Annotated in this window: 8 protein-coding genes; 4 read left to right on the top strand and 4 right to left on the bottom strand. The window is 70.5% G+C overall.

What is annotated here, in order from left to right:
* The first annotated feature begins 25 nt into the window (after window positions 1-25).
* The 3 genes from recO to AB0N17_RS13265 are packed head-to-tail and all read left to right on the top strand — an operon-like array spanning window position 26 to window position 3028.
* A complete protein-coding gene (gene recO, locus AB0N17_RS13275; RefSeq protein ID WP_366011480.1) occupies window positions 26-772 on the top strand; it encodes a DNA repair protein RecO in 747 nt (248 codons plus the stop codon).
* A gap of 29 nt (window positions 773-801) precedes the next feature.
* Entirely contained in the window at window positions 802-1638 is an 837-nt protein-coding gene (locus AB0N17_RS13270) for an isoprenyl transferase (RefSeq protein ID WP_366011362.1), read from the top strand.
* Between the two features lie 40 nt (window positions 1639-1678).
* On the top strand, window positions 1679-3028 hold the full coding sequence (locus AB0N17_RS13265; RefSeq protein WP_366011361.1) for a histidine-type phosphatase: 1350 nt from the start codon (window positions 1679-1681) through the stop codon (window positions 3026-3028).
* A 65-nt stretch (window positions 3029-3093) separates the two neighbouring features.
* Here AB0N17_RS13265 and AB0N17_RS13260 read toward each other — a convergent pair whose 3' ends face one another.
* From AB0N17_RS13260 to AB0N17_RS13245, 4 genes are read right to left on the bottom strand one after another with little or no spacing between them, the layout of a single operon-like run.
* Entirely contained in the window at window positions 3094-3513 is a 420-nt protein-coding gene (locus tag AB0N17_RS13260) for a Fur family transcriptional regulator (protein WP_366011360.1), read from the bottom strand.
* A gap of 10 nt (window positions 3514-3523) precedes the next feature.
* Window positions 3524-4477, bottom strand: a complete 954-nt coding sequence (locus AB0N17_RS13255) for a metal ABC transporter permease (protein WP_366011359.1) — start codon at window positions 4475-4477, stop codon at window positions 3524-3526.
* Window positions 4477-5247, bottom strand: a complete 771-nt coding sequence (locus tag AB0N17_RS13250; protein ID WP_366011358.1) for a metal ABC transporter ATP-binding protein — start codon at window positions 5245-5247, stop codon at window positions 4477-4479. Before AB0N17_RS13250 ends, AB0N17_RS13255 begins: the two co-directional genes overlap by 1 nt.
* Window positions 5248-5264: 17 nt before the next feature.
* Window positions 5265-6221: a metal ABC transporter substrate-binding protein gene (locus AB0N17_RS13245; protein ID WP_366011356.1), complete on the bottom strand. Its 957-nt coding sequence runs from the start codon at window positions 6219-6221 to the stop codon at window positions 5265-5267.
* 161 nt (window positions 6222-6382) lie between these two features.
* Between AB0N17_RS13245 and AB0N17_RS13240 the strand changes: the two genes are divergently transcribed.
* Window positions 6383-7765 (top strand): glycine--tRNA ligase, encoded by a 1383-nt coding sequence (locus AB0N17_RS13240; protein WP_366011355.1) that lies wholly within the window; start codon window positions 6383-6385, stop codon window positions 7763-7765.
* The last annotated feature ends 12 nt before the right edge of the window (window positions 7766-7777 follow it).

Raw genomic sequence — 7777 nt, 5'->3', positions numbered from 1 at the left:
CGCCGGCGGGAAGCGGGGGTGGGCTGTGAGTCTCTTCCGCGACGACGGCATCGTGCTGCGCACCCAGAAACTGGGTGAGGCCGACAGGATCATCACGCTGCTCACCCGGGGGCACGGGCGGGTACGGGCCGTGGCCCGGGGAGTGCGGCGGACCAAGTCGAAGTTCGGGGCCCGGCTGGAACCCTTCTCCCACGTCGACGTGCAGTTCTTCGCGCGCGGGAGCGAGCTGGTCGGGCGCGGGCTGCCGTTGTGCACCCAGAGTGAGACCATCGCGCCGTACGGTGGCGGGATCGTCACCGACTACGCCCGGTACACCGCCGGGACGGCCATGCTGGAGACCGCCGAGCGGTTCACCGATCACGAGGGCGAGCCGGCCGTGCAGCAGTATCTGCTGCTCGTCGGTGCGCTGCGGACGCTGGCGCGCGGTGAGCACGCCCCGCATCTCGTCCTGGACGCCTTCCTGCTGCGCTCCCTCGCCGTCAACGGCTACGCCCCCACCTTCAGCGACTGCGCGAAGTGCGGCATGCCGGGTCCGAACCGTTTCTTCTCGGTCGCCTCCGGCGGCTCCGTCTGCGTCGACTGCCGGGTGCCCGGCAGCGTCGTGCCCTCGCCGCAGACCCTGGTCCTGCTCGGCGCGCTGCTTACGGGAGACTGGGAGACGGCGGACGCCTGCGAGGCGCGGTACGTCCGGGAGGGCAGCGGGCTGGTGTCCGCCTATCTGCACTGGCACCTGGAGCGCGGGCTGCGTTCGCTCAGGTACGTCGAGAAGTAACACCCCACGAAGAGGGAGACGAGAAGCACATGGTGGTACGCGGGTTCCTGGGGCGACAGCGGCGCGAGTACAGGGCGCCGGAGCCGCACCCGTCCGGTGCGCGCCCGCCGAAGCTCCCCGGCGAGCTGGTCCCGAGCCATGTGGCGATCGTCATGGACGGCAACGGGCGCTGGGCCAAGGAGCGCGGGCTGCCGCGCACCGAGGGGCACAAGGTCGGCGCCGAGCGGGTGCTGGACGTGCTCCAGGGGTCCATCGAGATCGGCGTCCGCAACATCTCCCTGTACGCCTTCTCCACCGAGAACTGGAAGCGCTCGCCCGACGAGGTCCGCTTCCTGATGAACTTCAACCGCGACTTCATCCGTAAGACCCGTGACCAGCTCGACGAACTCGGGATCCGGGTGCGCTGGGTGGGGCGTATGCCCAAGCTGTGGAAGTCGGTCGCCAAGGAGCTGCAGATCGCCCAGCAGCAGACCAAGGACAACGACCTGCTGACCCTGTACTTCTGCATGAACTACGGCGGCCGGGCCGAGATCGCCGATGCCGCGAAGGCGCTCGCGGAGGACGTGGCGGCGGGCCGGCTGGACCCGGGCAAGGTCAACGAGAAGACCCTCCAGAAGTACCTGTACTACCCCGACATGCCGGACGTGGACCTCTTCCTGCGGCCCAGCGGCGAGCAGCGCACCTCCAACTACCTGCTCTGGCAGAGCGCGTACGCCGAGATGGTCTTTCAGGACGTGCTGTGGCCGGACTTCGACCGCCGTGACCTGTGGCGGGCCTGCCTCGAATTCGCCTCCCGTGACCGGCGGTTCGGCGGGGCCATCCCGAACGAGGAGCTGCTGGCCATGGAGGGTGAGTCCACCTCGTAGTCATCGGTGGTTCATCGGGGCCGTCGAGGATGCGGGACTCATGAGACGTCTCACCCCTCTCCTCGCCCTCGGCGCCCTGCTGCTCACCGCGCTGCCCGCGCACGCCTCGGACACCCCCCGGCACCGCGAGAGCTACGGCACGAAGGCGCCGTACGAGCCCCGGCAGAGTGCGCGCAGCTACCAGCGGCCGCCGGCCGGCTTCGAGCCCGTCTTCACCGAGAACGTCTCGCGGCACGGCTCCCGCTCGGCGACCGACAGCGCCGACGGCGACCTGATCCTCGCGCTGTGGGACAAGGCGGACGCGCAGGGGCGGCTCACCGCGAAGGGCGAGGAGTTCGGGCCGAAGGTGCGGGCGCTGCTCGCCGCCATGGACCGGGTCGGCTACGGCAACCTCAGCGGGCGCGGCCGGCAGGAGATGCGGGACACGGCCGGGCGCATGCAGCGGCGGCTGCCGTCGCTGTTCACCCGGATCGCCGACGAGGGCGAGAAGATCGACGTGGTCAGCTCCGGGCAGGGGCGGGCCGTGGACAGCGCCGGGGAGTACACGGGGGCGCTCGCCGCGGCCGAGCCGGCCCTGAAGCCGCTGATCGGGCCGACCCGCACCGACAAGGACCTGCTGTACTTCCACAAGGCGGCGGGCGGTGCGGCGTACCGGGACTACATCGCGAACGACCAGCGCCTCAAGGACACGCTGAGTGGCATCACCGGCCGGGCGAGGACCCGGGAGGCCGCCCGCCGGGTGCTGCGCGGGCTGTTCGAGGAGCCGTTCGTGGAGCAGATCGGCGATCAGGTGGGTGCCGCCGAGGCCGTCTACAACCTGTACGGGATCGCCCCGGCGATGAGCGAGGAGAGCCCGGACGGCGAGGGCTGGGGCATGGACCGCTACATCTCCCGCTCCGACGCCGCCTGGTTCGGCTATCTGTCCGACGCCGAGGACTTCTACGAGAAGGGTCCCGGGTTCTCCGACAGCGACATCACGTACCGGATGGCGGACGTCCTGCTCGACGACTTCTTCCGGCAGGTGGAGGCCAAGCGGGCCGGTACCAGCGACCTGGGCGCCGAGCTGCGCTTCACGCACGCCGAGGAGATCATCCCGCTGGCCGCGCTGATGGGCCTGCCGGGCAGCACGGAGCCGGCGACGCCGGGGGAGCCGTACACCTACGCCGACAACCCCTGGCGGGGCGCCTCCGTGGCTCCCCTGGGCGCGAACATCCAGTGGGACGTGTACGAGAGGAACGGCCGCTACCTGGTCCGCATGCTCTACAACGAGAAGGAGACGGCGTTCAAGGCGGGGTGCCGCCCGATCGCCGAGGGGAGCACCTTCTACGACCTCGACGAACTGGAGCGCTGCTTCGGCCGGGATGAGCGCGGGCGCCGCGGGACCGGCTGAGGTACCGGCCGACGGTCACGGTGAGCGACGCGGGGGTCTCGATGGCGACCGTCCAGGAGCGGCGCTCAACCCGCGGCGCACTCCGCGCAGTCGGCACACGTGCCGAAGATCTCCACCGTGTGGGCCACGTTGACATACCCGTGTTCGGCCGCGATGGCCTCGGCCCACTTCTCCACCGCCGGGCCCTCGACCTCCACCGCCTTGCCGCAGCCGCGGCAGACCAGATGGTGGTGGTGCTCGCCGGTGGAGCACCGGCGGTAGACGGACTCGCCCTCGGAGGTGCGCAGGACGTCGACCTCGCCGGCCTCGGCGAGGGACTGCAGCGTGCGGTAGACGGTGGTGAGCCCGACCGAGTCGCCCTTGTGCTTGAGCATGTCGTGCAGATCCTGCGCGCTGCGGAACTCGTCGACCTCGTCCAGGGCCGCCGCCACGGCTGCCCGCTGTCGGGTCGCGCGGCCCTTCACGGGCGGTCCAGCGGTCGTCACGGGTGCCTCCTCACGTCTCGCCTCTGCCGCGGGCCATTGTGCCAGCCCGGGCTGTCGGCGGTCGGACGCCGATCTCGTCCCCGGCGGCCCGCGTGGCCGGAATCGAGCACTCCGCCGGGTCCCCCACGGGCTGCGCCGAGGCGGCCGCGCGGGCGCGTCGGCGGGCCAGCGGGGCGGCGAGGGCGGTCAGGGCGACGAACGCGGCGATGGTCAGCAGGACGATCGTCGCACCGGGCGGGACGTCCTGGTAGTACGACGTGATCGTGCCGCTGACGGTCACGGCCACCCCGATCGCGACGGCGATCGCGAAGGTGGCGGTGAAGCTGCGGCTGAGCTGCTGCGCCGCCGCCACCGGCACCACCATCAGCGCGGACACCAGCAGCAGGCCGACCACGCGCATGGCGACGGTCACCGTGACGGCCGCCGTCACCGCCGTGAGCAGGTTCAGCGCCCGCACCGGCAGGCCGGTGACCCGCGCGAACTCCTCGTCCTGGCTGACCGCGAACAGCTGACGGCGCAGGCCCAGCGTGACCAGCAGCACGAAGGCCGCGAGCACGCAGATCGCGGTCACGTCGGACGGCGAGACCGTGGCCAGGGAGCCGAACAGGTACGAGGTCAGGTTGGCGTTGGAGCCGCCCGGCGCGAGGTTGATCAGCATGACGCCGCCGGCCATGCCGCCGTAGAAGAGCATGGCGAGGGCGATGTCGCCGCGCGTCCTGCCGTACCAGCGGATCAGTTCCATCAGGACGGCGCCGAGGACGGAGACGGCCGTCGCCATCCACACCGGGGAGGTGGAGAGGAGGAAGCCGAGGCCGACGCCGGTCATGGCCACGTGGCCGATGCCGTCGCCCATCAGGGCCTGGCGGCGCTGGACGAGGTAGATCCCGATCGCGGGCGCGGTGATGCCGACCAGGACGGCGGCGAGGAGCGCGCGCTGCATGAATTCGTAGTCGAGGAAGTGCATCAGCTCAGCAGTCCCGTGCGGATCGATTCGGTGCCCGCGGGCGCGTGCGGGTGTACATGGTCGTGGCCGGGCAGGGCGTGCTGGCCGACGGCCTGCGGGGGCGGCCCGTCGTGCAGGACGCAGCCGTCGCGCAGCACGACCGCCCGGTCGATGAGGGGCTCCAGCGGGCCCAGTTCGTGCAGCACCAGCAGGACCGTCGTACCGGCCTCGACCTGCTGCCTCAGCGTCCGCGCGAGCACCTCCTGACTGGCCAGGTCGACGCCCGCCATCGGCTCGTCCATGATCAGCAGTTCGGGTTCGGCGACGAGGGCGCGGGCGATGAGCACGCGCTGGTGCTGGCCGCCGGAGAGGGCGTTCACGGAGTCCTTGGCGCGGTCCGCCATGCCGACCAGTTCCAGGGCCCGGCGCACGGCCTCCCGGTCGGCCCTGCGGAAGACGCCGAAGCGGGTGCGGGAGAGGCGGCCCGCCGAGACGATCTCGGTGACCGTGGCCGGGACCCCGCCGGCCGCCGTGGTGCGCTGCGGTACGTAGCCGACGCGCGCCCAGTCGCGGAAGGCGCGGCGCGGGGTGCCGAACAGCTCGACGGTGCCGCCGGTGACCGGCACCTGGCCGACGATCGCGCGGATCGCCGTCGACTTGCCGGAGCCGTTCGCGCCGAGCAGCGCGACGACTTCGCCCCGGCCGACGGTGAGGTCGATGCCGCGCAGCACCGGCCGCGCGCCGAGTTCGGCGGTGACCGTGCGCAGGGCTATGACGGGTTCGCCGGTCATCTCGTCTCCCATGCTGCTCACTTGGCCCCCAGCGCCTGCCGGAGGGCCTTGAGGTTGGCCTGCTGGACGGAGAAGTAGTCCGTGCCGCGGGACTTGGCGGTGATGCCCTCGAGGGGGTCGAGGACGTCCGTCCTCAGGTTGGCGTCGTGCGCGACCGTCTGGGCGGTCTTGTCGCTGACGAGGGTCTCGTAGAAGACGGTGGAGACGCCGTCGGCCCTGGCCATCGACTCCAGGTCCTTGATCCGCGCGGCGCTGGGCTCGGAGTCGGGATCGAGGCCGGTGACGGCCTCCTCGGTGAGGCCGTAGCGCTCGGCGAGGTAGCCGAAGGCGGCGTGCGTGGTGATGAAGACCTTGGTCTTCGTGTGCGCGAGGCTCTGCTCGAACGCGAAGTTCAGGGCGTCCAGCTTCCCGACCAGCTTCACGGTGTTCTTCCGGTAGTCGGCCGCGTGCTTCGGGTCGGCCTTCGCGAAGGCGTCGCCGACGCCCTGGGCGACCTGGGCGTAGCGCACCGGGTCGAGCCAGATGTGCGGGTCCCTGCCCGCGGGCTCCTCGCCCGGGTGGGTGTCGTGGGCCGCCGCGTGGCCGCCGACCTCGTCGCCGTGGTTTTCCAGCGTGGTCAGGGAGGCCGCGTCGATCTTGGTCCGCACCGGGGACTGGGCCACCGCGTCGTCCACGGCGGGCTGGAGGCCCTTCAGGTACAGGACCGCGTCGGAGTCCTCGATCGAGCCGATCTGCCGGGGGCTGAGCTCCAGGTCGTGCGGCTCCTGGCCGGGCGTGGTCAGACTGGTGACGTGGACGTGGCCGCCGCCGATCTGCTCGGCGAGGAACTGCATCGGGTAGAACGACGCGACGACGTCGAACCTGCCGGTGCCGGAGGCCGCCGCCGTGTCGCCGCCGCAGGCGGAGAGCGTGCCGATCCCGACAGCGGTGGCCGCGGCGACCGCCGCGGCGGGTATGAGGCGTCGTACGTTCATGACAGTCATTTTCAACTAACATGGAAACCGTTGTCAACAACGGTCGTCAGCGGGCCGAAGCAGGGGGCCGATTTGGTCGTGGGGGAGCCTGCGCCGGTAACCTGAATCATTCGCTGGAAGCATCTCGCTTCAACGCCCGTCGTCGTAATGAAGAGAGCACCGTGGCCGCCGACAAGATCGACACCATCGTCAGCCTGAGCAAGCGCCGTGGCTTCGTTTTCCCGTGCAGTGAGATCTACGGCGGACAGCGTGCCGCCTGGGACTACGGACCGCTGGGTGTCGAGCTCAAGGAGAACATCAAGCGCCAGTGGTGGCGCTACATGGTGACGTCGCGCGAGGACGTGGTCGGTATCGACTCGTCCGTCATCCTGGCGTCCGAGGTCTGGGTCGCGTCCGGCCACGTCGCCACCTTCACGGACCCGCTGACCGAGTGCACCGCCTGTCACAAGCGGTTCCGCGCCGACCACCTGGAAGAGGCGTACGAGGAGAAGAAGGGCCACGCCCCGGCGAACGGCCTCGCCGACATCAACTGCCCGAACTGCGGCAACAAGGGCCAGTTCACCGAGCCCAAGCAGTTCTCGGGTCTGCTGTCGACGCACCTCGGCCCGACGCAGGACTCCGGCTCGGTCGCCTACCTGCGCCCCGAGACCGCCCAGGGCATCTTCACCAACTTCGCCCAGGTGCAGACCACCTCGCGCCGCAAGCCCCCGTTCGGCATCGCCCAGATGGGCAAGTCCTTCCGCAACGAGATCACGCCCGGCAACTTCATCTTCCGCACCCGCGAGTTCGAGCAGATGGAGATGGAGTTCTTCGTCAAGCCGGGCGAGGACGAGAAGTGGCAGGAGTACTGGATGGAGCAGCGCTGGAACTGGTACACGGGCCTCGGCCTGCGTACCGAGAACATGCGCTGGTACGAGCACCCGAAGGAGAAGCTCTCCCACTACTCCAAGCGCACCGCCGACATCGAGTACCGCTTCCAGTTCGGCGGCTCGGAGTGGGGCGAGCTGGAGGGTGTCGCCAACCGCACCGACTACGACCTCGGCGCCCACTCCAAGGCCTCCGGCCAGGACCTGGCGTACTACGACCAGGAGGCCGGCGAGCGCTGGACGCCGTACGTCATCGAGCCGGCGGCGGGTGTCGGCCGCACCATGCTGGCCTTCCTCCTCGACGCCTACGTCGAGGACGAGGCGCCGAACGCCAAGGGCAAGATGGAGAAGCGCACCGTGCTGCGCCTCGACCACCGCCTCGCCCCGGTGAAGGTCGCCGTCCTCCCGCTGTCGCGCAACCCCGAGCTGTCCCCGAAGGCCAAGGGGCTCGCCCAGGCGCTGCGCCAGCACTGGAACATCGAGTTCGACGACGCGGGCGCCATCGGCCGCCGCTACCGCCGCCAGGACGAGATCGGTACGCCGTACTGCGTGACCGTCGACTTCGACACGCTCGAGGACAACGCCGTCACGGTGCGTGAGCGTGACTCGATGAAGCAGGAGCGGGTGTCCCTGGACCAGATCGAGGGCTACCTCGCGGGTCGTTTGATCGGCTGCTGACGCTCGGCTGCT

The sequence above is a fragment of the Streptomyces sp. NPDC051133 genome, assembly GCF_040682635.1.
Taxonomy (GTDB): Bacteria; Actinomycetota; Actinomycetes; order Streptomycetales; family Streptomycetaceae; genus Streptomyces.
The sequence above is the reverse complement of the archived record's forward strand: the minus strand, read 5'-3'. Positions and strand labels throughout refer to the sequence as shown.

Coding starts and splice junctions, on each gene's coding strand:
- AB0N17_RS13270 (WP_366011362.1), top strand. CDS start 802: ATGGTGGTACGCGGGTTCCTGGGGCGACAGCGGCGCGAGTACAGGGCG.
- AB0N17_RS13265 (WP_366011361.1), top strand. CDS start 1,679: ATGAGACGTCTCACCCCTCTCCTCGCCCTCGGCGCCCTGCTGCTCACC.
- AB0N17_RS13245 (WP_366011356.1), bottom strand. CDS start 6,221: ATGAACGTACGACGCCTCATACCCGCCGCGGCGGTCGCCGCGGCCACC.
- AB0N17_RS13255 (WP_366011359.1), bottom strand. CDS start 4,477: ATGCACTTCCTCGACTACGAATTCATGCAGCGCGCGCTCCTCGCCGCC.
- AB0N17_RS13250 (WP_366011358.1), bottom strand. CDS start 5,247: ATGACCGGCGAACCCGTCATAGCCCTGCGCACGGTCACCGCCGAACTC.